Source organism: Herbiconiux dendrobii (genome assembly GCF_052048175.1).
In the GTDB taxonomy this organism is placed as follows: Bacteria; Actinomycetota; Actinomycetes; order Actinomycetales; family Microbacteriaceae; genus Herbiconiux.
The window spans coordinates 642115-665486 of sequence record NZ_JBLZQV010000003.1 but is presented as its reverse complement, the minus strand read 5'-3'; the positions used below and the strand labels follow the sequence as shown (position 1 = coordinate 665486).

Here is a 23372-nt window from a genome sequence, read left to right as displayed (position 1 = left end):
TAGTTCAACATTCCGGGCAGCCTTGTGCGTGCCGGGATCACTGCCAGGCAGTGCATAGCTCTTAGAAGCTAGGCCGCGGGTAGCAGAACGAAGCTTAATCGCCCATCATCCTTCTCTTCGGTGAAGTGTGTGTGCGTGCGGTGCTTGACAGAAGAACAGTGGTGCGACACCCGAGAGAGCGACCGGTATTCCGGCGCGTTCCGAGGATTGTGCCGAGTAATCGCGTCCAATGCAGTCGAGGCTGTATGACGCTAGACAGAGAGAGAGTCACACATGGCGGGACAGAAGATCCGCATCCGACTTAAGTCGTATGACCACGAGGTCATCGACACCTCGGCGCGCAAGATCGTCGACACGGTCACCCGCGCAGGAGCGACCGTGGTCGGCCCGGTGCCGCTCCCCACTGAGAAGAACGTGATCGCCGTCATCCGTTCTCCCCACAAGTACAAGGACAGCCGCGAGCACTTCGAGATGCGCACCCACAAGCGCCTCATCGACATCATCGACCCGACGCCCAAGGCCGTCGACTCGCTCATGCGACTCGACCTGCCGGCCGACGTCAACATCGAGATCAAGCTCTGAGCGCGAAGGGACTAGGTAATCACTATGGCTCTCGCAGCTAAGACTTCCAAGGGTCTGCTCGGCAAGAAGCTCGGCATGACGCAGGTGTGGGACGAGAACAACCGTCTCATCCCCGTGACCGTCGTCGAGGTCTCCCCGAACGTCGTCACCCAGATCCGCACCCCCGAGCGCGACGGCTACGCCGCCGTTCAGGTGGCCGCCGGTCAGATCGACCCCCGCAAGGTGAACAAGCCGAAGGCGGGCCACTTCGAGGCCGCCGGCGTCACGCCTCGCCGTCACATCACCGAGATCCGCACCGCGGATGCCGCCGACTACAGCGTCGGCCAGGAGCTCACCGCGGAGAGCGTGTTCGAGGCCGGCCAGAAGGTCGACGTCGTGGGCACCTCCAAGGGCAAGGGTTTCGCCGGTGTCATGAAGCGCCACAACTTCAAGGGTGTCTCCGCTTCGCACGGTTCGCACCGCAACCACCGCAAGCCCGGGTCGATCGGCGCCTCCTCCACCCCCAGCCGTGTCTTCAAGGGCATGCGCATGGCGGGCCGCATGGGTGGCGAGCGCGTCACCGTGCTCAACCTGGTCATCCACTCGGTCGATGCCGAGAAGGGCCTGCTGCTGGTCAAGGGCGCCGTTCCCGGCGCCAAGGGCCGCCTCGTTTTCGTTCGCAACGCAGTGAAGGGGGCGTAGTCCATGGCTACCGCTACTAACACGCTCGATGTCCTCGACGTCGCCGGCAAGAAGTCCGGAACGGTCGAGCTGCCCGCCGAGATCTTCGACGTGCAGACCAACATCCCGCTGATCCACCAGGTCGTCGTCGCTCAGCTCGCCGCCGCCCGCCAGGGAACCCACAAGACCAAGCGTCGTGGCGAGGTCTCCGGTGCCGGCCGCAAGCCGTTCAAGCAGAAGGGAACCGGTCGCGCTCGTCAGGGCTCGATCCGCGCCCCTCAGATGACCGGTGGTGGCATCGTCCACGGACCGGTGCCCCGCAACTACTCGCAGCGCACCCCCAAGAAGATGATCGCCGCAGCCCTGCTCGGCGCCATCTCCGACCGCGCCCGCGGCAGCCGCCTGCACGTGGTCGAGTCGCTCGCCCTCGGCGAGACCGCTTCGACCAAGGTCACCGTCGAGTTCCTCTCGGCCATCGCCTCCTCCAAGCACGTCCTCGTGGTCGTCGAGCGTGACGACGTGGTGAGCGAGCGCAGCGTGCGCAACATCCCCACCGTTCACGTGCTGCCCGCAGACCAGCTGAACGCTTACGACGTCCTCGTCTCCGACGACATCGTCTTCACCAAGGGTTCCTTCGACGCCTTCGTGGCCGCGAAGACCAAGAAGGAAGAGGTTTCCGCATGAGCAACGCCGCGTTCAACAAGGACCCGCGCGACATCATCCTGTCTCCGGTCGTCTCCGAGAAGAGCTACGGCCTGATCGACCAGGGCAAGTACACCTTCGTGGTGGACCCCCGCTCGAACAAGACCGAGATCAAGCTCGCCATCGAGAAGATCTTCAAGGTGGAGGTCGCGTCGATCAACACCCTGAACCGCACGGGCAAGACCCGTCGCACCAAGTTCGGCCAGGGCAAGCGCAAGGACACCAAGCGCGCGATCGTCACGCTCAAGTCCGGCTCCATCGACATCTTCACGGCCGTCGGCTAGGCCCGGAAGCTAGAGGAAAAGACACATGGCTATTCGCAAGTACAAGCCCACGACCCCCGGTCGTCGCGGTTCGTCCGTCTCGGACTTCGCCGAGATCACCCGCTCGACCCCCGAGAAGTCGCTGCTCCGCCCGCTCTCCAAGACCGGTGGCCGCAACAACCAGGGTCGCATCACCACCCGTCACATCGGTGGTGGCCACAAGCGCCAGTACCGCGTCATCGACTTCCGTCGCAACGACAAGGACGGCGTGAACGCCAAGGTCGCTCACATCGAGTACGACCCCAACCGCACCGCGCGCATCGCGCTGCTCCACTTCGTGGACGGCACCAAGCGCTACATCCTCGCGCCGAACAAGCTCGCCCAGGGCGACATCGTCGAGTCGGGTGCCGCGGCGGACATCAAGCCGGGCAACAACCTGCCCCTTCGCAACATCCCCACCGGTACCGTGATCCACGCGATCGAGCTGCGCCCGGGCGGCGGCGCCAAGATGGCCCGTTCCGCCGGTGCATCCGTTCGCCTCGTGGCGAAGGACGGCCCCTACGCTCAGCTGCGTCTGCCCTCGGGCGAGATCCGCAACGTCGACGTGCGCTGCCGCGCCACGATCGGCGAGGTCGGCAACGCCGAGCAGTCGAACATCAACTGGGGCAAGGCCGGCCGTAACCGCTGGAAGGGCATCCGCCCGACCGTCCGTGGTGTCGCGATGAACCCGGTCGACCACCCGCACGGTGGTGGTGAGGGCAAGACGTCCGGTGGACGTCACCCCGTCAGCCCGTGGGGTCAGGCCGAAGGCCGTACCCGTCACCCCAACAAGGAAAGCGACAAGCTCATCGTGCGTCGCCGGACCGTCGGCAAGAAGCGTAAGTAGGAGTCTTAGAAAATGCCACGCAGTCTCAAAAAGGGCCCCTTCGTCGACGACCACCTGTACCGCAAGGTCGTCGTGCAGAACGAGGCCGGCTCGAAGAACGTCATCAAGACCTGGTCGCGCCGTTCGATGATCATCCCCGCGTTCCTCGGGCACACGATCGCCGTCCACGACGGCCGCAAGCACATCCCGGTGTTCATCACCGAGACCATGGTGGGTCACAAGCTGGGCGAGTTCGCCCCGACCCGCACCTTCCGTGGACACGTGAAGGACGACAAGAAGGGCCGTCGCCGCTAAGCGCGGCGACGTGAAGGAGGAAGAGTAATGGTGGAGTCGATCGCACGCGTGCGTCACATCCGCGTCACCCCCATGAAGGCCCGTCGTGTCGTCAACCTGATCCGCGGCCGTCAGGCCGTCGAAGCGTTGGCCATCCTGAAGTTCGCCCCCCAGGGCGCTTCGGAGCCCGTGTACAAGCTGGTCGCCTCGGCGATCGCGAACGCACGGGTCAAGGCGGACGCCACGAACAGCTACCTGGACGAGCAGGATCTCTTCATCACGAAGGCATTCGTCGACCAGGGCGCGACGCTCAAGCGTTTCCAGCCGCGTGCTCAGGGACGGGCGTTCCAGATTCTCAAGCGCACCAGCCACATCACCATCGTCCTGGCCACGCCGGACGAGGCGGATGTCGCCGCTGCGAGCAAGAAGGTGAGCAAGTAATGGGCCAGAAAGTCAATCCGTACGGCTTCCGCCTCGGAATCACCACCGACCACGTGTCGCGCTGGTTCTCCGACAGCACGAAGAAGGGTCAGCGTTACAGCGACTACGTTGCTGAGGACGTCAAGATCCGCAACCTGCTGAAGACCTCGCTCGACCGCGCCGGTGTGGCGAAGATCGAGATCGAGCGCACCCGTGACCGTGTCCGCGTGGACATCCACACGGCGCGTCCCGGCATCGTCATCGGCCGCCGCGGCGCCGAGGCCGAGCGCATCCGCTCCGACCTCGAGAAGCTCACCGGCAAGCAGATCCAGCTGAACATCCTCGAGGTCAAGAACCCCGAGGCTGAAGCTCAGCTCGTCGCTCAGGGCATCGCCGAGCAGCTGACCGCCCGCGTGGCGTTCCGCCGTGCGATGCGCAAGGGCCTGCAGGGCGCTCAGCGCGCCGGCGCCAAGGGTGTCCGCATCCAGGTGTCGGGCCGTCTGGGCGGCGCCGAGATGAGCCGTTCCGAGTTCTACCGCGAGGGCCGCGTGCCGCTGCACACCCTCCGCGCCAACATCGACTACGGCTTCTACGAGGCCAAGACGACGTTCGGCCGCATCGGTGTGAAGGTCTGGATCTACAAGGGCGACATCACCAACAAGGAGCTCGCTCGCGAGCAGGCCAACCAGAAGTCCTCGCGCCCCGAGCGCGGCGACCGCGACCGTCCGCGCCGTAACTCCGCCCCGAAGGCGGACGCACCGGTTGCAGCAGGAGTTGAGGCGTAACCATGCTTATCCCCCGTCGAGTCAAGCACCGCAAGCAGCACCACCCGGGTCGCAGTGGCCACGCCACCGGTGGCACCAAGGTGAGCTTCGGTGAGTTCGGTATCCAGGCCATCACCCCCGCGTACGTGACCAACCGTCAGATCGAGTCCGCTCGTATCGCGATGACGCGTCACATCAAGCGTGGTGGAAAGGTGTGGATCAACATCTACCCCGACCGTCCGCTGACCAAGAAGCCCGCCGAGACCCGCATGGGTTCCGGTAAGGGTTCGCCCGAGTGGTGGGTCGCGAACGTCAAGCCGGGCCGAGTGCTCTTCGAGCTGAGCGGGGTCAACGAGACCGTCGCTCGCGAGGCACTCACCCGTGCAATCCACAAGCTGCCTCTCAAGGCACGCATCATCAAGCGCGAGGAGGGCGACGCGTAATGGCGATCGGTTCTAAGGAGCTCGCCCCGGCGGAGCTCGACACGTTCGAAGATTCTCGACTTCTCGAGGAGCTTCGCAAGGCCAAGGAAGAGCTGTTCAACCTGCGCTTCCAGTCGGCGACCGGCCAGCTCGAAAGCCACGGCCGTCTCCGTGCGGTGAAGCGCGACATCTCGCGCATCTACACCGTCATCCGCGAGCGGGAGCTCGGCATCCGTGCCACCCCCGCCCCCGTCGAGGCCCCGGCCAAGACGACCAAGAAGTCCACCAAGAAGGCGGCTGCCGCTGAGGCTGCGCCCGCCGACGACACCGAGGAGGCCAGCAAGTAATGGCTAAGACCGAAGAGAAGGTCGTTGCGACCGGACACGAGTCCTCCTCGCACGACGTCAAGGACGAGGCGGCCCGCGGATACCGCAAGGCCCGCCGCGGCTACGTCACCTCCGACAAGATGGACAAGACCATCGTCGTCGAGGTCGAAGACCGCGTGAAGCACCCGCTGTACGGCAAGGTCATCCGCCGCACCTCCAAGGTGAAGGCGCACGACGAGACCAACAGCGCCGGCATCGGCGACCTCGTGCTCATCAACGAGACCCGTCCGCTGAGCGCCTCCAAGCGCTGGCGCCTGGTCGAGATCCTGGAGAAGGCGAAGTAACATGCTGCAGCAAGAATCACGAGTCAAGGTGGCCGACAACACCGGCGCCAAGGAACTCCTGACGATTCGCGTGCTCGGTGGATCCGGTCGTCGCTATGCAGGTCTCGGCGACGTCATCGTCGCGACCGTCAAGGACGCCATCCCCGGTGGCAACGTCAAGAAGGGCGATGTGGTCAAGGCCGTCATCGTCCGCACCGTCAAGTCCACCCGTCGTCCCGACGGTTCCTACATCAAGTTCGACGAGAACGCCGCCGTCATCCTGAAGAACGACGGGGACCCCCGCGGTACCCGCATCTTCGGACCGGTCGGCCGTGAGCTCCGTGACAAGAAGTTCATGAAGATCATCTCGCTCGCCCCGGAGGTTATCTAGTCATGGCCAAGATCAAGAAGGGTGACCTGGTTCAGGTCATCTCCGGCCCCAGCCAGGACCGCGGCGGAGACCGCGGCAAGCAGGGTCGTGTCATCGAGGTGCAGGTCGAGAAGGACCGCGTCATCGTCGAGGGCGTGAACTTCGTCAAGAAGCACGTCCGTGTCGGACAGTCGCAGCGCGGCACCAAGACCGGTGGAATCGAGACCGTCGAGGCCCCGATCCACGTGTCGAACGTCGCCGTGGTCGACCCCGAGACCAAGAAGCCGACCCGCGTGGGTCACCGCAACGAAGAAGTCACGAAGGACGGCGTCACCAAGACGGTCCGCGTTCGTTACGCGAAGAAGTCAGGAAAAGACCTCTGATGAGCACCGAGACTGCCGCGCCCGCTGGCAAGATCCAGCCGCGCCTGAAGCAGAAGTACCAGAACGAGATCGTCGCGCAGCTGACGAAGGACTTCTCGTTCACCAACATCCACCAGGTTCCCGGCATCGTCAAGATCGTCGTGAACACCGGTGTGGGTGAGGCCGCCCGCGACGGCAAGATCATCGACGGTGCGGTCAAGGACCTCACCGCGATCACCGGCCAGAAGCCGCAGGTCACGAAGGCCCGCAAGTCCATCGCGCAGTTCAAGCTGCGTGAGGGTCAGCCCATCGGCGCCCACGTCACCCTCCGCGGTGACCGCGCCTGGGAGTTCCTGGACCGCCTGCTCTCGCTCGCGCTGCCCCGTATCCGCGACTTCCGCGGTCTCTCGGACAAGCAGTTCGACGGCCGTGGCAACTACACCTTCGGTCTCAACGAGCAGTCGATGTTCCACGAGATCGACCAGGACAAGATCGACCGCGTGCGTGGCTTCGACATCACCGTCGTGACCACCGCGAAGACCGACGACGAGGGACGCGCGCTGCTCAAGGCGCTCGGCTTCCCCTTCAAGACGGCCGAAAACTCCTAAGCACCACCCCACCCACGACGACCACAGGTCGGCTCGCTCGTAAAGCGTGACCGAAACCAGGCGCGAAAGGCACCACAATGACAATGACAGATCCGGTCGCAGACATGCTGACCAGACTGCGCAACGCGAACTCGGCACACCACGACACCGTGTCGATGCCGCACTCGAAGCTCAAGTCGCACATCGCCGGCATCCTGAAGGCCGAAGGCTACATCGCGGACTGGGAGGTGACCGACGCCAAGGTCGGCCAGACCCTGACGCTCAGCCTCAAGTTCGGTCCCAACCGCGAGCGTTCCATCGCCGGCATCAAGCGCGTCTCCAAGCCCGGTCTCCGGGTGTACGCGAAGTCGACCGAGATCCCCACGGTTCTCGGTGGCCTCGGCGTCGCGATCCTGTCCACCTCCTCGGGTCTGCTGACGGACCGTCAGGCGAGCAAGAAGGGCGTGGGTGGGGAAGTCCTCGCCTACGTGTGGTAACCGACAATGTCACGTATCGGACGTCTTCCCATCGACATCCCCGCCGGCGTCACTGTGACGATCGACGGCCAGGCCGTCGCCGTCAAGGGCCCCAAGGGTGAGCTCGCGCTCACCATCGCGTCGCCCATCGCGGCCACCATCGAGGAGAACCAGGTTCTCGTCACCCGTCCGGACGACGAGCGCGCCTCGCGTTCGCTGCACGGCCTGACGCGCACCCTCATCGCGAACCAGATCATCGGCGTCACCACGGGCTACACCAAGAGCCTCGAGGTCGTCGGTACCGGTTACCGCGTCGCGGCCAAGGGCTCGGGCGTCGAGTTCGCCCTCGGCTACTCCCACCCCATCTCGGTCGAACCGCCTGCGGGCATCACGTTCACCGTCGAGGGCAACAACAAGCTCACGGTCAACGGCATCGACAAGCAGGCCGTCGGTGAGGTTGCCGCCAACATTCGCAAGCTGCGCAAGCCCGAGCCCTACAAGGGCAAGGGTGTGCGCTACGCCGGCGAGGTCGTTCGCCGCAAGGCCGGAAAGAGTGGTAAGTAGACCATGGCTACTGGAACCAGAGGAAAGTCGAAGTCCGCAGCCCGCGATCGCCGGCACACGCGTCTTCGCAAGAAGGTCGAAGGCACCCCGGCGCGTCCGCGCCTGGTCGTCACCCGTTCGGCCCGTCACGTCTTCGTGCAGGTCGTCGACGACAGCCGGGGTTTCACCCTCGCGTCGGCGTCGACCCTCGAGGCCGACCTGCGCACCTTCGATGGTGACAAGTCCGCCAAGGCCAAGAAGGTCGGTGAGCTGGTCGCCGAGCGCGCCAAGCAGGCCGGTATCGAGGCCGTCGTGTTCGACCGCGGTGGTAACCGCTACGCCGGTCGCGTCGCGGCCGTCGCCGATGGAGCACGAGAGGGTGGTCTGAGCCTGTGAGCACCGAAACCAACAAGGAGCAGGACGTGGCAGCAGTTGCCCAGGCTCCGGTCGAGACTGCGGCCTCGACGGAGTCGACCCAGAACGAGCCCCGCGAGGCCCGCCGTGGCGGTCGCGAGCGCAACCCCAACCGCGGTGACCGCGGCGGGCGCGACTCGGACAAGAGCAACTTCCTCGAGCGCGTCGTCACCATCAACCGCGTCTCCAAGGTCGTGAAGGGTGGTCGTCGCTTCAGCTTCACCGCTCTCGTGGTCGTCGGCGACGGCAACGGTCTGGTGGGCGTCGGCTACGGCAAGGCCCGCGAGGTGCCGACCGCGATCTCCAAGGGCGTCGAGGAGGCGAAGAAGAACTTCTTCCGCGTCCCCCGCGTCGGAAACACGATCCCCCACCCGGTTCAGGGTGAGGCGGCCGCCGGTGTGGTGCTCCTGCGCCCCGCCGCCGCCGGTACCGGCGTCATCGCCGGTGGCCCGGTGCGCGCCGTCCTCGAGTGCGCCGGCATCCACGACATCCTCTCGAAGTCGCTCGGCTCGTCGAACACGATCAACATCGTGCACGCCACCGTCGAGGCACTGCAGCAGCTCGAAGAGCCGCGCGCCGTCGCCGCCCGCCGTGGCCTCGACTTCGAAGACGTCGCCCCGGCCCGCCTGGTGCGTGCCGAGGCCGACGCCCTCGCAGCGAAGGCAGGTGCATGATGGCCACGAGCCTGAAGGTGACCCAGATCAAGTCCAAGATCAGCGAGAAGCAGAACCAGCGTGACACGCTGCGCAGCCTCGGACTGAAGCGCATCGGCGACGTCGTCGTGCGCGAAGACAACGCCCAGAACCGTGGGTACGTGCGCACCGTCGCACACCTGGTGAAGGTCGAGGAGATTGACTAATGGCTGAAGAAGAAGCCAAGGAGACCGCGAAGGCGGCTCCGAAGAAGGCTGCGGCCTCGAAGGCCGCCGCTCCCAAGGCGGATGCTGCGGAGAAGGCCCCCAAGGCCGCTGCCGCCAAGGCTCCGGCCAAGGCTGCCGCTCCCAAGAAGGCCGCCGCTCCCAAGGCCGACGCCGCTGCCGCTGACGTGAAGGCTCCGGCCGCCGCGAAGGCTCCGGCTGCCAAGAAGGCCGACACCGAGGCTGCTGCTCCCCGCGAGCACGTGCTGAAGGTGCACCACCTCCGTCCCGCTCCGGGGGCCAAGAAGGCGCGTACCCGCGTCGGCCGCGGTGAGGGCTCGAAGGGTAAGACCGCCGGCCGTGGCACCAAGGGCACCAAGGCCCGCTACCAGGTGCGCGTCGGCTTCGAGGGTGGGCAGATGCCTCTGCACATGCGCACCCCGAAGCTGCGCGGCTTCAAGAACCCGTTCCGCGTCGAGTACCAGGTCGTGAACCTGGACAAGCTCGCCGACCTCTACCCCGCCGGCGGCGATGTCACCATCGCCGACCTGGTGGCCAAGGGAGCGGTTCGCAAGAACGAGAAGGTCAAGGTTCTCGGCGATGGCGACATCTCCGTGAAGCTGAACGTCGCGGTCGACAAGGTCTCCGGCTCCGCTGAGCAGAAGATCGTCGCCGCAGGTGGTTCCGTCAAGTAAGTACTACAGTCGACCGGTGACCCTACTCGGTGCTTCGAATATGCGACATCTGAATGATGTAGCCTATCGAGGCCACGATTCGGGTCACCGGTCTTCTTGGCATTGAGCCACACGAACGCAGGAGGCCCTTTTTGTTCAAAGCCGTCGCGCGGATCTTCCGGACTCCGGATCTCCGCAGGAAGATTGGCTTCACGCTCGGCATCGTCGCGCTGTTCCGTCTGGGATCCTTCATCCCCGCTCCCTTCGTGGACTTCGGAAACGTGCAGACCTGTCTGGCCGCCAACCAGGGCACCTCGGGCCTCTACGAGCTCGTCAACCTCTTCAGCGGGGGAGCGCTCCTGCAGCTCTCCATCTTCGCGCTGGGGATCATGCCGTACATCACGGCCTCGATCATCGTGCAGCTGCTGCGCGTGGTCATCCCGCACTTCGAGACCCTCTACAAAGAGGGCCAGTCGGGGCAGAGCAAGCTCACGCAGTACACCCGCTACCTCACCATCGCGCTTGCCATCCTGCAGTCCACCACCCTCATCACGGTGGCTCGCAGCGGCGCACTGTTCGGCACCTCCACGGTCGCCGAGTGCGGCCAGCTCATCACCAACGACGCCTGGTACGCCATCCTGCTGATGGTCATCACCATGACCGCCGGTACCGGCGTCATCATGTGGTTCGGTGAGATGATCACCGAGCGCGGCATCGGCAACGGCATGTCGCTGCTGATCTTCACCTCGATCGCCGCCCGCTTCCCCGCCTCGCTGTGGCTGATCGCCCAGACCAAGAGCTTCGAGATCTTCCTGCTGGTGATCGCCGTCGGCATCCTGGTGATGGGCCTGGTGGTGTTCGTCGAGCTCTCGCAGAGGCGTATCCCGGTGCAGTACGCCAAGCGCGTCGTCGGGCGTCGCACCTACGGCGGCAACAACACCTACATCCCGATCAAGGTCAACATGGCCGGTGTTGTGCCCGTCATCTTCGCCTCGTCGCTGCTGTACCTGCCGGCCCTGATCGCGCAGTTCAACCAGCCACCCGCGGGCCAGGAGGCGGCCCCCTGGGTCACCTGGATCAACAACTACCTCGTGCGCGGCGATCACCCGCTGTACATGGCGCTGTACTTCCTGCTCATCGTGGGCTTCACCTACTTCTACGTGGCGATCACCTTCAACCCCGAAGAGGTCGCCGACAACATGAAGAAGTTCGGCGGCTTCATCCCGGGCATCCGGGCCGGCCGCCCCACCGCCGAGTACCTCGACTACGTGCTCACCCGCATCACGCTCCCCGGATCGATCTATCTCGGTTTGATCGCCCTGCTGCCGCTGATAGCCCTGGTAGCGGTCGGGGCGAACCAGAACTTCCCGTTCGGCGGCGCCTCGATCCTGATCATCGTGGGCGTCGGCCTCGAGACCGTGAAGCAGATCGACTCGCAGCTGCAGCAGCGGCACTATGAGGGACTTCTGCGATGACCACCGACGGAGGGACCCCTCAGGTGAACGCTGCACTGCGCCTTCTGCTCATCGGCCCTCCCGGAGCCGGAAAGGGCACCCAGGCGGCACGGCTGTCGGAGGCGTACAGCATCCCGGCCATCTCGACCGGTGACATCTTCCGTGAGAACGTGAAGAACGGCACCGAGCTCGGGGTCAAGGCCAAGGAGTACATGGATGCCGGGCAGTACGTGCCCGACAGCCTCACCAACGACCTCGTGCGCGACCGGCTGGGCCAGGACGACGTGATCGACGGCTTCCTGCTCGACGGCTACCCGCGCACGCTGCAGCAGGTCGAGGAGCTCGACGACATCCTCGGTGTCAGCGGGTCCACGCTCGACGCGGTCGTGGTTCTCACGGCGGACACCGACGAGGTCGTCACCCGGTTGCTCAAGCGCTCGGCCGAACAGGGGCGCAGCGACGACACCGAAGAGGTCATCCGCAAGCGCCTCGACGTGTACGCCGAGCAGACCGCTCCGCTGATCGAGGTCTACGCCGGCCGCGGACTCGTGGTGGAGGTCGACGGCCTCGGCGCCATCGATGAGGTCACCGGGCGGATCATCGCCGCCCTCGCCAGCCGGTGACAGGCCGCACCGTGCGGATCGGTGTCCGATGATCGGCCGCCCTGCGCTGGTTGGCGTCCGATGATCGGCCGCCCTGCGCTGGTTGGCGTCCGATGATCGGCCGCAACAAGGGCATCTACAAGACGCCGGCGGAACTGCGGCTGATGGTGGAGCCCGGACTGGTGACCGCTGCCTCGCTCGCGGCCGTTCGTGCGGCCATCAGGCCCGGGATCTCGACGCTCGAGCTGAACGACATCGCCGATCAGGCGATCCGCTCGCGCGGGGGTGTCTCGAACTTCCAGATGGTGCCCGGATACGCGCACACCGTCTGCACGTCGGTCAACGACGACATCGTGCACGGCATCCCGAACGGGCGTCTGCTCGAACCGGGCGACATCGTCTCGATCGACAGCGGCGCCGACGTGGGCGGCTGGAACGGCGACTCGGCGATCACGATCGTGCTCGACGACCCGGCACGCCCTGACGTGGTGGCGGCCCGGCGGCTTCTCTCCGACGTGACCGAGCAGTCGCTCTGGCACGGCATCGCCCGGCTCGCGACCGCCCGCCACCTGAACGAGGTGGGGGAGGCGATCGAGGAGTATGTGGAGGACCATCCCTCGGTGGCGCAGGGAGCGACCTACGGCATCCTCACCGACTACATCGGGCACGGGATCGGCCGCAGCATGCACGAGGCGCCACCGGTGTTCAACTACCGAGTGCGTCAGCGCGGGCCCGAGGTGAAGCCCGGCCTGGTGGTGGCGATCGAGCCGATGATCACGGCCGGTACCACCGACACCTACGTGCGCGAAGACGAGTGGACCGTGGCATCCGCCGACGGCAGCATGTCGTCGCACTGGGAGCATTCGGTGGCCGTGCACAAGGACGGCATCTGGGTGCTCACCGCCGAAGACGGCGGCGCGGCGGGCCTCGCGCCCCTCGGCATCACCCCCATCCCGATCCCGTAGTTCGACGCCAGGAGGGTGGGAAGCCGGATCAGGTGTCCATGACGTGGACGAGTTCATCGATGAACGAGGCGAAGTCGGTGCCCCGGCGCACGATCCGCTGCACGTCGTCGCGGTCGGAGAACACCTCCACCAGCTGATCGAAGACCGTCTGGAAGGCCTTGCGGCCGCTGGCGCTGAAGGCGATCAGCGCGATCACGTTCACCCGGTTCTCACCCCAGGTCATGGCGCTCTCGTTCAGCACGATCGCGATCGCGGTGCGTGAGGCGCTCATGGCCATCGCGTGCGGAACCGCGATGGTGTCGGTGAAGGCGGTCGACGACATCCGCTCGCGTTCGATCGCGCCGTCGACGTAGGCCTCGTCGATCACGCCGAGCTGCACCATGGCCTCGCCCAGCGAGCGGATCATCGACGCCTCGGACGGCGCCTGCAGCTCGCGGAAGAACAGCCGCTCGTCGAAGTACTGCAGCAGCTCGTCCTTGATTTCCATCCGGCGCCGGTGCCGGCGCACCGAGCTGATGGTGCGCCGGATCGCCTCGACGTCGTTCTCGGTGAGGAAGGGCTGGATGACGACGACGTTGTCGCGTGCGGTCGGCACCGAGATGGTGGTGACCACGATGTCGGAGGCGAGGGCGGCCCAGTCGACGTCGGCGCGCGTGATCACCACGTCGATCTGCAGCTCCGAGCCCAGTTCGGCCTCGAGCTTTCGCCGGAGCATCACGTGCATGTCGTAGTAGTTCGGGCACACGATGGCGCAGGTGACCCGCTCCTCGCGCAGATTCTGCCGTTCGAGGTAGGAGCCGACGTGCAGGGCGATGTATGCGATCTCGTCGTCGTTGATGACGATGTTCTCGCGACGCTGGATCTGGCTGGCGATGAAGACGGCGAGTTCGTAGATCATCGGGAACGAACCCTTGATCGAGCGGGTCATCGGGTTGCGCGAGTACGAGTTCTCCTGCGCCCGGGCCACCAGGTTGCGGATGTGCAGGCTCAGCCGCACGATGAAGTCCTCGTCGTCGAGGTCGACCAGATACTCGTCGCTGGCCAGCTGCACGATCCGGCGCATCGCGGCGAGGTCGTCGTCGTCGAGATAGTTGAGGGCCACGCTCTCGGTCGACTCGTCGTGCCCGGGGGTGAGCACCCGGGTGGTGAGCAGCACCGAGAGGTAGGCGAGTTCGCGGGCGCTCAGGGTGGCATGGAAGTGCGAACGGATGAGCCCGTCGAGCTGGGCGGAGATGTCGCGCACCACATCGGTGACGGGGCGCTCGTCGGCCGGCTCGATCGAGAGCTGCTTGCCCACCCGGTCGACGGCGATGGCGATGTGCAGCAGAACGTTGTTGATCGAGTACTCGTTGACGAAGTAGCCGTTGCCGTCGAGCATCGCGAGCAGGTCGGACTTGAAAGCGGAGAGGTTCTCGGACGAGAACTCGCGCTGGATGTTCTCCAGATCGAGGAAGCCCTGGGCGCTCTCGTCGCGGAAGAGGCGGCTGAGCAGCCGGCGGCGGTTGAGCTCGCTGCCGGCGAGTGTCACCAGGCTGCCGCGGCGCGCGAGCGCGAGGCCGGCGTCGTCGACCAGCAGCTTGGCCTTGCGGAGGTCGGCTTCGACCGTGGACTCGCTGACGAAGAGCTCGGCGGCCAGTTCGTAGACGTCGAGGCCGTCGGGGGAGTCGCCGAGCCGCCGGATGATGAAGTGCACCCGTTCGCGCGGGCTGCCCGGCTCGGAGTCGCGCGAGCGCCGCTCGGCCACGAAGGACGCGTAGGCGTCGCGGTTCAACCGGTACCCGCTGGTGGAGGAGGCGATCACGTCGAGCGGCTTCGCCGCCGTCTTGACGCTGGTGACGTAGCTGCGCACGCTGCGGGTGGTGACGCCGAGGCGATCCGCGAGCTGACCGGCCGTCATCCATTCGTCGGATTCGGCCAGGTACTCCAGCAACCGCTCGTACTTCTCGCTCATCACCCGTCATCCCTGGCGCCGACGGTTCCGACGCTGTTGCAGATCAAGCGTACCCGGCCCGGCCGGGCGCGCCGCATCCTGGGAAATCAACGGCGGAACAGGGATTCCTAGCCGGTGTTCAGAAAGGTTTCCGGGGGTGAGGAAGCATTCCTGCTGGAAGCGCGCGCGCCCGTGGCTGAGGATGAACAGGATCGAACAGGACGCGAGGAGGCGTGCGTGTGGATACGGTGCTGATCGTCTGCGGTGCAGGAGCATCCAGCACCTTCCTCGCGTTGCGGTTGCGCAAGGCCCTGCGGGCCCGCGACCTGGAGCTGATCGTCGAAGCGGCTGCGCAGCCGGATCTCGACGAGCGGCTCGGGACGACGAGCATCCTGTTGGTCGGCCCCCACCTGGACACGCAGTTCGATGAGCTGAACGCGCGTGCCGCACGGGTGGGTGCGCGCGCCGCCCTGCTGCCGGACACCGTGTTCGGACCGGAGGGAGCGGAGGCCGCGGCCGACCTCGTGTCGGAGCTGCTCGCAGACTCGCGCGGATCGAGAACATCGCTCAAGGCAGAGACGATCAGAGGAGAGTGACCGAGATGGCCGAACGTACCGTCGAAATGGCGTCCAAGCACGGGCTGCACGCCCGCCCCGCGAGCCTGTTCACGCAGGCCGTGGCGAAGTCGGGTCTGCCGGTGCAGATCTCCAAGGACGGCGGATCCGCCGTGAACGCCGCCAGCATCCTCGGCGTCATCTCGCTCGGCATCGAGCACGGCGACACCGTCACCCTCAGCTCCGACGACCCGTCGGCCGACGCCCTGCTCGACGAGCTCGTGGCGCTGCTCGGCTCCGACCTGGACGCCGAGTGATGGCTGCCGAGGTGACCTCCCAGCTGCACGGCACCGGCATCGGCCGCGGCGTGGCCGTGGGCCCGGTGCTCCGGATGCCCGATCCGCTGCCCGAACCCGACGACGCCGCCAGCGCGCTCACCCCCGACGCGGAGAAGGAGCGCGCCCGCGCCTCCCTCGCGGCCACCGCCGCCATCATCCGCCACCGCGGCGAGCGGGCCGGCGGATCGGCCAAGGACGTGCTCGAGGCCCAGGCCTTCATGGCCGAGGACCCGACCCTGATCGACGACGTCGGCGTGCGGATCGACGCCGGCAAGACCGCCGAGCGCGCCGTGTTCGAGGCCTTCGCCGCCTTCCGTGACCTGCTGCTGAGCTTGGGCGGCTACATGGGCGAGCGCGCCACCGACCTCGACGACGTCTCGCAGCGGGTCGTCGCGCACCTGCGCGGCGTGCCGGCTCCCGGCGTGCCCGACCCCGAGTACCCCTTCGTTCTGGTGGCCCGCGACCTTGCCCCGGCCGACACCGCACTGCTCGACCTCGACAAGGTGCTGGCGCTGGTGACCAGCGACGGCGGGCCTACCTCGCACACGGCGATCCTGGCCCGCGAGAAGTCGATCGTGGCGATCGTCGGTGTCGCCGACGCGCTCGCGCTGCGCGACGGCACGGAGGTCATCGTCGACGCCGCCGGCAGCACCGTGACGGTGTCGCCGAGCGCGGAGGAGCGCGATGCCGCTCAGGATCGCGCCGAGCAGCTGAAGAACGCCCGCGGTGCCGCGACCGGCCCGGGCGCGCTCGCCGACGGCACCCCGGTGCCGCTGCTGGCCAACCTCGGCTCGGCCGACGGCGCCGAGGACGCCCTCGCCAAGGGCGCCGAGGGCGTGGGCCTGTTCCGCACCGAATTCCTCTTCCTCGACTCCACGAGCGCTCCCACGGTGCAGGAGCAGAAGGCCCAGTACGTGCGCCTGCTGCAGGCCTTCGCCGGAAAGAAGGTCGTCGTGCGCGCCCTGGATGCCGGGGCCGACAAGCCGCTCAGCTTCCTCAACGACGCCGCCGAGGAGAACCCGGCGCTGGGCCTGCGCGGCCTGCGTGCCCTGCGGGCGAACGAGCCCATCCTGCGCGACCAGCTCACCGCCCTGGCGGCCGCCGAGGCCGAGACCGACGCCGACGTGTGGGTGATGGCCCCGATGGTCTCCACCGTCGAGGAGACCCGCTACTTCACCGCTCTCGCCCGCGAGGTGGGACTGAAGACCGCCGGTGTCATGGTGGAGGTCCCCTCCTCCGCCCTGCTGGCCGACCGCATCCTCGCCGACGCCGACTTTGCCTCGATCGGCACCAACGACCTCACCCAGTACACCTTGGCGGCCGACCGGCTGCTGGGCTCGGTGGCATCGTTCCAAGACCCGTGGCACCCCGCCGTGCTGAAGCTCGTGGGCGAGGTCGGTAAGGCCGGCCAGGCCCTCGGCAAGCCCGTCGGCATCTGCGGCGAGGCCGCAGCCGACCCGCTGCTGGCCGTCGTGCTCGTCGGCCTGGGCGCCACCACCCTGTCGATGTCGCCGTCGGCCCTGGCCGACGTGCGCGCCGAGCTGGCCCGCTTCACGCTCGACGAGGCGAAGCGATTCGCCGAGCTCGCGCTCTCGGCCAACAGCGCCGTCGAGGCTCGCGGTGCCGTCACCGCGGCCGCTGCGGCCGGCTGATCCACCCCTCACCCCTAGCACAACCCGAACATCACAGAAACGGAGAAGCCGTCATGACAACGACGTCAGAAACCAAGGCCGCCGGAGGTGGTGCACGCGTCCGCGTGCAGCGCTTCGGCACCTTCCTCAGCGGCATGGTCATGCCGAACATCCCGGCGTTCATCGCCTGGGGCCTGATCACCAGCCTCTTCATCGCCACCGGCTGGCTGCCGAACGGCATCCTCGGTGGTGGCGGTGACGTCTCGCAGATCGGCTGGACCGGTGGACTCACGCAGCTGAGCCTGAACGAGGACGGCGCGACGATCACGTCGTACGTCGGCCTGGTGGGACCGATCCTCACCTACCTGCTCCCTCTGCTCATCGCCAACACCGGTGGCCGCATGGTCTACGGAGCGCGCGGCGGTGTGGTGGGCACGATCGCCACCATGGGCGTGATCGTCGGCGCCAGCATCCCGATGTTCATCGGCGCGATGATCATGGGCCCGCTGGGCGCCTACCTGATCAAGCAGATCGACAAGCTCTGGGCGGGGAAGATCAAGGCCGGCTTCGAGATGCTGGTCGACAACTTCTCGGCCGGAATCCTGGGCTTCATCCTGGCGATCGCGGGCTTCTTCGGAATCGCGCCGGTCATCCAGGGCATCAGCTCGGCGCTGGAGGCCGGCGTCAACTGGCTCACCGGATTGGGCCTGCTGCCGCTCGTGAGCATCCTCGTCGAGCCCGGCAAGGTGCTGTTCCTGAACAACGCAATCAACCACGGCGTGTTCACGCCCCTCGGCGCCATCCAGGTGCAGGAGAGCGGCAAGTCCATCCTGTTCCTGATCGAATCGAACCCCGGCCCCGGTCTGGGTATCCTGCTGGCCTTCTCGATCTTCGGCGTGGGACTGGCGAAGGCCAGCGCACCCGGAGCGGCCATCATCCAGTTCTTCGGCGGCATCCACGAGATCTACTTCCCGTTCATCCTGGCGAAGCCCCTGGTGATCGTCGCGGCCATCGCGGGTGGCGCGACCGGCGTGGCGACCAACGTGCTGTTCCAGTCGGGCCTGCGGACGGCTGCTTCCCCTGGATCGATCTTCGCCATTCTGGCTGCGACTCCTCCGGACAGCTTCCTCGGAGTCATCCTGTCGGTGGTGCTCGCCGCCGCCGTCTCGTTCCTGGTGGCGTCGATCATCCTGCGCGCCAGCCGCAAGCGGGATCTGGAGAACGAGAACGCCGGCGACCTCGCCGCCGCGGTGGCCAAGACCACGGCCAACAAGGGCAAGGAGAGCTCGGTGCTCGGCACCCTCGGATCGCAGGGCGTTCCCGCCGGCGACGCCGAGACCGTGGCCGAGGAGACCTCGCTGCTGACCGACACCCGTCCGATCAAGAACATCGTGTTCGCCTGCGACGCGGGAATGGGCTCGAGCGCCATGGGCGCATCGGTGCTGCGGAATAAGATCAAGAAGGCCGGCATCGAGGGCGTCACGGTGGTCAACAAGTCCATCGCGAACCTCGAGGACGACGTCGACCTCGTGATCACGCAGCGCGAGCTGACGCCGCGTGCCCAGGAGCGCACCCCCAGCGCCGAGCACGTGTCGGTGGACAACTTCATGAACAGCCCCCGCTACGAAGAAGTCGTCGAGAAGCTGAAGGAACAGCACGCCGCCGAGTAGGCGCCATCGTCGGACAAACTGGATAATCGGACACACCGGATAGAGGAGAAGCCCATGGCCGTTCTGGAACCGTCGCAGATCCGCATCAGCGGAACCGCCCGCACCAAGGAGGAGGCGATCCGTGAGGCCGCCGACATCCTGATCGCGGCCGGAGCCGTCGAGGCCGGATACCTCGACTACATGCTCCAGCGCGAAGAGACGGTCTCGACGTACATGGGCAACCTCCTCGCCATCCCGCACGGCACGAACGAGGGCAAGGACACGATCCTCGCGTCGGCGCTCTCGTTCGTGCGGTACGACGAGGCCCTCGACTGGGGCGGCGAAGAGGTGCGCTTCGTGGTGGGCATCGCCGGGAAAGACGGTGGCCACATGGACATCCTCACCAAGATCGCCATCGTGTTCAGCGACGACGACGACGTGGCGAAGCTGCTCGCGGCCTCCGACGCCGGCGAGATCCTCGAGATCCTCGGCGACGTCAACGAATAGCAATCGGCACCAACCTTTAGGCGGTTCATCATGAAGGCAGTTCATTTCGGCGCGGGCAACATCGGCCGCGGGTTCGTGGGGCTCATCCTGCACGAGGCCGGCTACGAGGTGGTCTTCGCCGATGTGAACGCCGAGCTGATCGACGCGCTCGCCGCCTCGACCAGCTACCAGGTGCACGCGGTGGGGGAGGGGGCCTCCACCACCACGGTCACCGGCTACCGCGCCCTCAACAGCGGCAGCGACGAGGATGCGGTGGTGGCCGAGATCGCCACGGCCGAGATCGTGACGACCGCGGTGGGCCCGAACATCCTGAAGTTCGTGGCCCCCGTGATCGCCCGGGCCCTCGAGGCGCGCGATCCGGCCCTTCCGCCCCTGCAGGTGATGGCCTGCGAGAACGCCATCAACGCCACCGACGTGCTGAAGGGCGAGATCGTCGCTCGCCTCGGCGAGGGGTCCCCGGCGCTGGCCGAAGCCGTGTTCGCGAACACCGCGGTCGACCGCATCGTTCCCGGCCAGGCTCCGGATGCGGGGCTCGACGTGACGGTCGAGGTCTTCTTCGAGTGGGCGATCGAGGAGGGGCCCTTCGGCGGCTCGACCCCCGACATCCCGCTCGCGCACTTCGTGCCCGACCTCGCGCCGTTCATCGAGCGCAAGCTCTTCACGGTCAACACCGGGCACGCCACGGTGGCGTACCACGGCTGGGTCGAGGGAGCGACGACGCTCGCCGAGGCGCTCGCCATCCCCGAGGTGTTCGCCGAGGTCAAGGCGGTGCTGGAGGAGACGAAAGCCCTGCTCGTGGTCAAGCACGAGTTCGACCCCGCCACGCAGGAGGCGTACCTGGAGAAGAACCTCGAGCGCTTCGCCAACCCGTACCTCACCGACACCCCGGAGCGCGTGGGCCGTCAGCCGCTGCGCAAGATCAGCCGGCACGAGCGCTTCATCGGCCCGGCCGCCGAGCTGGCCGAGCGCGGGCTGCCCACGGCCGCCCTGCTTCGTGCCGTGCGCGCCGCGCTCCGCTTCGACGCCCCCAGCGACCCGCAGACAGCCGAGCTGCGCGAGTTGCTGACCACCCTCACGCCGGAGCAGTTCGCGGAACAGGCCTGCGGCATCGAGCCCTCGCATCCGCTCTTCGGCGACCTGGTGGGCACTATACGATCCGTGGACGCATTCCTCTGATTGCGCCCGGGCGTTTCTTAGCGTAAGCTCGATCTTTGGTGTTTTCGGCCCATTTTTCGTGTGCCGATTCTCCGCACGACCAGCACAGACTACTTGAGTGACAGTGAGGCTATGGCCAAAAAAGACGGTGTAATCGAGATCGAAGGCGCAGTCGTCGAAGCTCTCCCGAACGCGATGTTCCGGGTGGAGTTGACGAACGGGCACAAGGTTCTTGCCCATATCTCGGGCAAGATGCGTCAGCACTACATCCGCATCCTTCCCGAGGACCGCGTGATCGTGGAGCTCAGCCCCTACGACCTCACCCGTGGCCGGATCGTCTACCGCTACAAGTAGACCCCGATCCGTCGGCTGTGCTGGAAAGTAACGGCCCCGCGGCATCCCGCGAGGTACGAGGACAGCGAAGAAAGATAACGACATGAAGGTCAACCCCAGCGTCAAGCCCATCTGCGAGCACTGCCGCGTCATCCGACGCAACGGCAACGTGATGGTGATCTGCAAGAGCAACCCGCGCCACAAGCAGCGTCAGGGCTAGAACTACCCGCTCCGAGCTTCATCGCTCGGGCCGGTTCAGAAAAATGGCAGTGTCAGAAGCCGCCCGGTGAGAGCCGGGCGGTGGACACCTTCGGTCGGAGGCCGGAGCACATTCACTGTCACAGACCTCCACTCATCAACAGGAGATAGCCACAATGGCACGTCTAGCAGGAGTTGACATCCCCCGCGACAAGCGCGTGGAAGTTGCCCTCACGTACATCTACGGGGTCGGCCGCACGCGTGCGCTCAAGACCCTCGCCGACACCGAGATCAGCGGAGACATCCGGGTCAAGGATCTGAGCGACGACCAGCTCGTCGCTCTCCGCGACTACATCGAGGGCAACTACAAGGTGGAGGGTGACCTCCGCCGTGAGGTCGCCGCCGACATCCGCCGCAAGGTCGAGATCGGCTCCTACGAGGGCGTCCGTCACCGCAAGGGCCTCCCGGTCCGCGGTCAGCGCACCAAGACCAACGCTCGTACCCGCAAGGGCCCGAAGCGCACCGTCGCCGGCAAGAAGAAGGCCGGCCGCTAAGCGCGCCGACTGACCAGGATTCCAGGAGATACATATGGCAACCCCCAAGTCGGCCGTTCGCAAGCCGCGCAAGAAAGAGAAGAAGAACGTCGCCGTGGGCCAGGCCCACATCAAGTCGACCTTCAACAACACCATCGTGTCGATCACCGACACCACCGGTGCCGTCATCAGCTGGGCCTCCTCGGGTGGCGTCGGCTTCAAGGGTTCGCGCAAGTCGACCCCGTTCGCCGCGCAGCTCGCTGCCGAGTCGGCCGCGCGCCAGGCTCAGGAGCACGGCATGAAGAAGGTCGACGTCTTCGTCAAGGGACCGGGCTCCGGCCGCGAGACCGCGATCCGCTCGCTCCAGGCCGCCGGCCTCGAGGTCGGTTCGATCAACGACGTGACCCCGCAGGCGCACAACGGATGCCGCCCGCCCAAGCGTCGCCGCGTGTGACGATGCGCTGATTGCGCCGAACTGCGGTGGGAGCCCTCCCGGGCCCCCACCGCACTCGGCGTCAGTGCTGAAGTCGGGCTGAGCCCGGATCTTCGGCGATAGTCCTTTCTCACAACTCAATACCTCGTCACGTGAGTGTCATATAGCGGACACTCAGCCGAAAGGAATAACAGTGCTCATTGCACAGCGCCCCACCCTCACCGAGGAGAACATCTCGGAGTTCCGCTCGCGGTTCGTCATCGAGCCGCTGGAGCCCGGCTTCGGCTACACCCTCGGAAACTCCCTCCGCCGCACCCTGCTCTCCTCGATCCCCGGCGCCGCTGTCACCAGCATCCGCCTGGACGGCGTGCTGCACGAGTTCTCGACGATCCCCGGTGTGAAGGAAGACGTCACCGAGATCATCCTGAACGTGAAGGGCCTCGTCGTCTCCAGCGAGCACGACGAGCCGATCACCGCCTACCTGCGCAAGCACGCCTCGGGCGAGGTCACCGCGGCCGACATCTCGGCTCCGGCCGGTGTCGAGATCCACAACCCCGACCTCGTCATCGCCACGCTGAACGACAAGGCGAAGTTCGAGCTCGAGCTGATCATCGAGCGCGGCCGCGGCTACGTCTCGGCGACGCAGAACCGCAGCGAGTTCTCCGAGGCCGGTCAGATCCCGATCGACTCGATCTACTCGCCCGTGCTGAAGGTCACCTACCGCGTCGAGGCGACTCGTGCCGGTGAGCGCACCGACTTCGACCGCCTGGTCGTCGACGTGGAGACGAAGCCGGCCATCACGCCGCGCGACGCCATCGCCTCCGCCGGTCGCACCCTGACCGAGCTGTTCGGTCTGGCCCGCGAGCTCAACTCGGCCGCTGAGGGCATCGAGATCGGCCCCGCGCCGGTCGACGCCGTGCTCTCGTCCGAGCTGTCCGTTCCGATCGAAGACCTCGATCTGTCGGTGCGCTCGTACAACTGCCTCAAGCGCGAGGGCATCAACACCGTGTCGGAGCTCGTCGCCCTCTCGGAGACGCAGCTCATGAACATCCGCAACTTCGGACAGAAGTCGGTCGATGAGGTGAAGGACAAGCTCGTCGAGCTCGGCCTCTCGCTGAAGGACACCGTTCCCGGATTCGACGGCGCCCACTTCTACGGCGGATACGACGACGAGAACGTCTAAGACG

At 66.4% G+C, this 23372-nt stretch carries 35 protein-coding genes; 34 read left to right on the top strand and 1 reads right to left on the bottom strand.

Going from position 1 to position 23372, the window contains the following annotated elements; genetic code table 11:
• Positions 1–273: 273 nt before the first annotated feature.
• From rpsJ to map, 23 genes are all read left to right on the top strand, one after another.
• Positions 274–582 (top strand): 30S ribosomal protein S10, encoded by a 309-nt coding sequence (gene rpsJ / locus ACN4JJ_RS12130; protein WP_092547990.1) that lies wholly within the window; start codon positions 274–276, stop codon positions 580–582.
• A 24-nt stretch (positions 583–606) separates the two neighbouring features.
• The gene (rplC, locus tag ACN4JJ_RS12125) at positions 607–1263 is read left to right on the top strand and encodes a 50S ribosomal protein L3 (RefSeq protein ID WP_440710145.1); all 657 of its coding nucleotides are present in this window, start codon (positions 607–609) and stop codon (positions 1261–1263) included.
• Between the two features lie 3 nt (positions 1264–1266).
• Positions 1267–1926: a 50S ribosomal protein L4 gene (gene rplD / locus ACN4JJ_RS12120; RefSeq protein ID WP_440710144.1), complete on the top strand. Its 660-nt coding sequence runs from the start codon at positions 1267–1269 to the stop codon at positions 1924–1926.
• Positions 1923–2228, top strand: coding sequence for a 50S ribosomal protein L23 (gene rplW, locus ACN4JJ_RS12115; RefSeq protein ID WP_440710143.1), 306 nt, complete (start codon positions 1923–1925; stop codon positions 2226–2228). Before rplD ends, rplW begins: the two co-directional genes overlap by 4 nt.
• Before the next feature lie 25 nt (positions 2229–2253).
• Positions 2254–3093 carry a 50S ribosomal protein L2 gene (rplB, locus tag ACN4JJ_RS12110; protein ID WP_440710142.1) on the top strand — a complete coding sequence of 280 codons (840 nt, stop codon included), beginning with the start codon at positions 2254–2256 and terminating at the stop codon, positions 3091–3093.
• Between the two features lie 12 nt (positions 3094–3105).
• A complete protein-coding gene (gene rpsS, locus ACN4JJ_RS12105) occupies positions 3106–3387 on the top strand; it encodes a 30S ribosomal protein S19 (RefSeq protein WP_440710141.1) in 282 nt (93 codons plus the stop codon).
• Positions 3388–3414: 27 nt separating this feature from the next.
• Positions 3415–3807 carry a 50S ribosomal protein L22 gene (gene rplV / locus ACN4JJ_RS12100; protein WP_440710140.1) on the top strand — a complete coding sequence of 131 codons (393 nt, stop codon included), beginning with the start codon at positions 3415–3417 and terminating at the stop codon, positions 3805–3807.
• The gene (gene rpsC, locus ACN4JJ_RS12095) at positions 3807–4571 is read left to right on the top strand and encodes a 30S ribosomal protein S3 (RefSeq protein ID WP_173183340.1); all 765 of its coding nucleotides are present in this window, start codon (positions 3807–3809) and stop codon (positions 4569–4571) included. The genes rplV and rpsC overlap by 1 nt, the downstream gene beginning before the upstream one ends.
• A gap of 2 nt (positions 4572–4573) precedes the next feature.
• Positions 4574–4993 carry a 50S ribosomal protein L16 gene (gene rplP / locus ACN4JJ_RS12090; RefSeq protein WP_194679269.1) on the top strand — a complete coding sequence of 140 codons (420 nt, stop codon included), beginning with the start codon at positions 4574–4576 and terminating at the stop codon, positions 4991–4993.
• Positions 4993–5319, top strand: coding sequence for a 50S ribosomal protein L29 (gene rpmC / locus ACN4JJ_RS12085; RefSeq protein ID WP_440710139.1), 327 nt, complete (start codon positions 4993–4995; stop codon positions 5317–5319). Before rplP ends, rpmC begins: the two co-directional genes overlap by 1 nt.
• Positions 5319–5642, top strand: a complete 324-nt coding sequence (rpsQ, locus tag ACN4JJ_RS12080) for a 30S ribosomal protein S17 (RefSeq protein ID WP_440710138.1) — start codon at positions 5319–5321, stop codon at positions 5640–5642. The genes rpmC and rpsQ overlap by 1 nt, the downstream gene beginning before the upstream one ends.
• Position 5643: 1 nt before the next feature.
• Positions 5644–6012 (top strand): 50S ribosomal protein L14, encoded by a 369-nt coding sequence (rplN, locus tag ACN4JJ_RS12075; RefSeq protein WP_137837171.1) that lies wholly within the window; start codon positions 5644–5646, stop codon positions 6010–6012.
• 2 nt (positions 6013–6014) lie between these two features.
• Positions 6015–6374 (top strand): 50S ribosomal protein L24, encoded by a 360-nt coding sequence (gene rplX, locus ACN4JJ_RS12070; RefSeq protein ID WP_440710137.1) that lies wholly within the window; start codon positions 6015–6017, stop codon positions 6372–6374.
• A complete protein-coding gene (rplE, locus tag ACN4JJ_RS12065) occupies positions 6374–6961 on the top strand; it encodes a 50S ribosomal protein L5 (RefSeq protein ID WP_440710136.1) in 588 nt (195 codons plus the stop codon). The genes rplX and rplE overlap by 1 nt, the downstream gene beginning before the upstream one ends.
• 77 nt (positions 6962–7038) lie before the next feature.
• On the top strand, positions 7039–7437 hold the full coding sequence (gene rpsH, locus ACN4JJ_RS12060; RefSeq protein WP_291056893.1) for a 30S ribosomal protein S8: 399 nt from the start codon (positions 7039–7041) through the stop codon (positions 7435–7437).
• A gap of 6 nt (positions 7438–7443) precedes the next feature.
• Entirely contained in the window at positions 7444–7980 is a 537-nt protein-coding gene (gene rplF, locus ACN4JJ_RS12055; protein ID WP_440710135.1) for a 50S ribosomal protein L6, read from the top strand.
• A 3-nt stretch (positions 7981–7983) separates the two neighbouring features.
• Positions 7984–8355 (top strand): 50S ribosomal protein L18, encoded by a 372-nt coding sequence (gene rplR / locus ACN4JJ_RS12050; RefSeq protein WP_440710134.1) that lies wholly within the window; start codon positions 7984–7986, stop codon positions 8353–8355.
• A complete protein-coding gene (rpsE, locus tag ACN4JJ_RS12045) occupies positions 8352–9047 on the top strand; it encodes a 30S ribosomal protein S5 (protein ID WP_291056887.1) in 696 nt (231 codons plus the stop codon). The genes rplR and rpsE overlap by 4 nt, the downstream gene beginning before the upstream one ends.
• Entirely contained in the window at positions 9047–9232 is a 186-nt protein-coding gene (gene rpmD, locus ACN4JJ_RS12040) for a 50S ribosomal protein L30 (protein ID WP_022897975.1), read from the top strand. Before rpsE ends, rpmD begins: the two co-directional genes overlap by 1 nt.
• Positions 9232–9924, top strand: a complete 693-nt coding sequence (gene rplO, locus ACN4JJ_RS12035; protein WP_440710133.1) for a 50S ribosomal protein L15 — start codon at positions 9232–9234, stop codon at positions 9922–9924. The genes rpmD and rplO overlap by 1 nt, the downstream gene beginning before the upstream one ends.
• Before the next feature lie 131 nt (positions 9925–10055).
• Positions 10056–11378: a preprotein translocase subunit SecY gene (secY, locus tag ACN4JJ_RS12030; RefSeq protein WP_440710132.1), complete on the top strand. Its 1323-nt coding sequence runs from the start codon at positions 10056–10058 to the stop codon at positions 11376–11378.
• Complete coding sequence (locus tag ACN4JJ_RS12025) at positions 11375–11980, top strand: adenylate kinase (RefSeq protein WP_440710131.1); 606 nt, start codon at positions 11375–11377, stop codon at positions 11978–11980. Before secY ends, ACN4JJ_RS12025 begins: the two co-directional genes overlap by 4 nt.
• A gap of 92 nt (positions 11981–12072) precedes the next feature.
• Positions 12073–12924, top strand: a complete 852-nt coding sequence (gene map / locus ACN4JJ_RS12020) for a type I methionyl aminopeptidase (RefSeq protein ID WP_440710130.1) — start codon at positions 12073–12075, stop codon at positions 12922–12924.
• A 28-nt stretch (positions 12925–12952) separates the two neighbouring features.
• Here map and ACN4JJ_RS12015 read toward each other — a convergent pair whose 3' ends face one another.
• Positions 12953–14875, bottom strand: a complete 1923-nt coding sequence (locus ACN4JJ_RS12015) for a BglG family transcription antiterminator (protein ID WP_440710129.1) — start codon at positions 14873–14875, stop codon at positions 12953–12955.
• Between the two features lie 218 nt (positions 14876–15093).
• On the opposite strand from ACN4JJ_RS12015, the gene ACN4JJ_RS12010 reads away from it, so the two are divergent.
• The 11 genes from ACN4JJ_RS12010 (at position 15094) to ACN4JJ_RS11960 (ending at position 23368) form a co-directional block, all read left to right on the top strand.
• Positions 15094–15450: a PTS sugar transporter subunit IIB gene (locus tag ACN4JJ_RS12010; protein WP_440710128.1), complete on the top strand. Its 357-nt coding sequence runs from the start codon at positions 15094–15096 to the stop codon at positions 15448–15450.
• Between the two features lie 5 nt (positions 15451–15455).
• Positions 15456–15725 (top strand): HPr family phosphocarrier protein, encoded by a 270-nt coding sequence (locus ACN4JJ_RS12005; protein ID WP_440710127.1) that lies wholly within the window; start codon positions 15456–15458, stop codon positions 15723–15725.
• 74 nt (positions 15726–15799) lie between these two features.
• The gene (gene ptsP, locus ACN4JJ_RS12000; RefSeq protein ID WP_440710303.1) at positions 15800–17398 is read left to right on the top strand and encodes a phosphoenolpyruvate--protein phosphotransferase; all 1599 of its coding nucleotides are present in this window, start codon (positions 15800–15802) and stop codon (positions 17396–17398) included.
• A 53-nt stretch (positions 17399–17451) separates the two neighbouring features.
• Positions 17452–19047: a PTS mannitol transporter subunit IIBC gene (locus ACN4JJ_RS11995; RefSeq protein WP_440710126.1), complete on the top strand. Its 1596-nt coding sequence runs from the start codon at positions 17452–17454 to the stop codon at positions 19045–19047.
• 54 nt (positions 19048–19101) lie between these two features.
• Positions 19102–19533 (top strand): PTS mannitol transporter subunit IIA, encoded by a 432-nt coding sequence (locus tag ACN4JJ_RS11990; protein ID WP_440710125.1) that lies wholly within the window; start codon positions 19102–19104, stop codon positions 19531–19533.
• 30 nt (positions 19534–19563) lie between these two features.
• Positions 19564–20709, top strand: coding sequence for a mannitol-1-phosphate 5-dehydrogenase (locus ACN4JJ_RS11985; protein WP_440710124.1), 1146 nt, complete (start codon positions 19564–19566; stop codon positions 20707–20709).
• Positions 20710–20820: 111 nt separating this feature from the next.
• Positions 20821–21042, top strand: a complete 222-nt coding sequence (gene infA / locus ACN4JJ_RS11980) for a translation initiation factor IF-1 (protein WP_022883252.1) — start codon at positions 20821–20823, stop codon at positions 21040–21042.
• Between the two features lie 82 nt (positions 21043–21124).
• Positions 21125–21241 carry a 50S ribosomal protein L36 gene (gene rpmJ, locus ACN4JJ_RS11975; RefSeq protein WP_104242511.1) on the top strand — a complete coding sequence of 39 codons (117 nt, stop codon included), beginning with the start codon at positions 21125–21127 and terminating at the stop codon, positions 21239–21241.
• Positions 21242–21395: 154 nt separating this feature from the next.
• Entirely contained in the window at positions 21396–21773 is a 378-nt protein-coding gene (gene rpsM / locus ACN4JJ_RS11970; protein ID WP_066041126.1) for a 30S ribosomal protein S13, read from the top strand.
• 34 nt (positions 21774–21807) lie between these two features.
• Complete coding sequence (gene rpsK, locus ACN4JJ_RS11965; RefSeq protein WP_022896808.1) at positions 21808–22206, top strand: 30S ribosomal protein S11; 399 nt, start codon at positions 21808–21810, stop codon at positions 22204–22206.
• 172 nt (positions 22207–22378) lie between these two features.
• Positions 22379–23368, top strand: a complete 990-nt coding sequence (locus tag ACN4JJ_RS11960) for a DNA-directed RNA polymerase subunit alpha (RefSeq protein WP_291056859.1) — start codon at positions 22379–22381, stop codon at positions 23366–23368.
• The last annotated feature ends 4 nt before the right edge of the window (positions 23369–23372 follow it).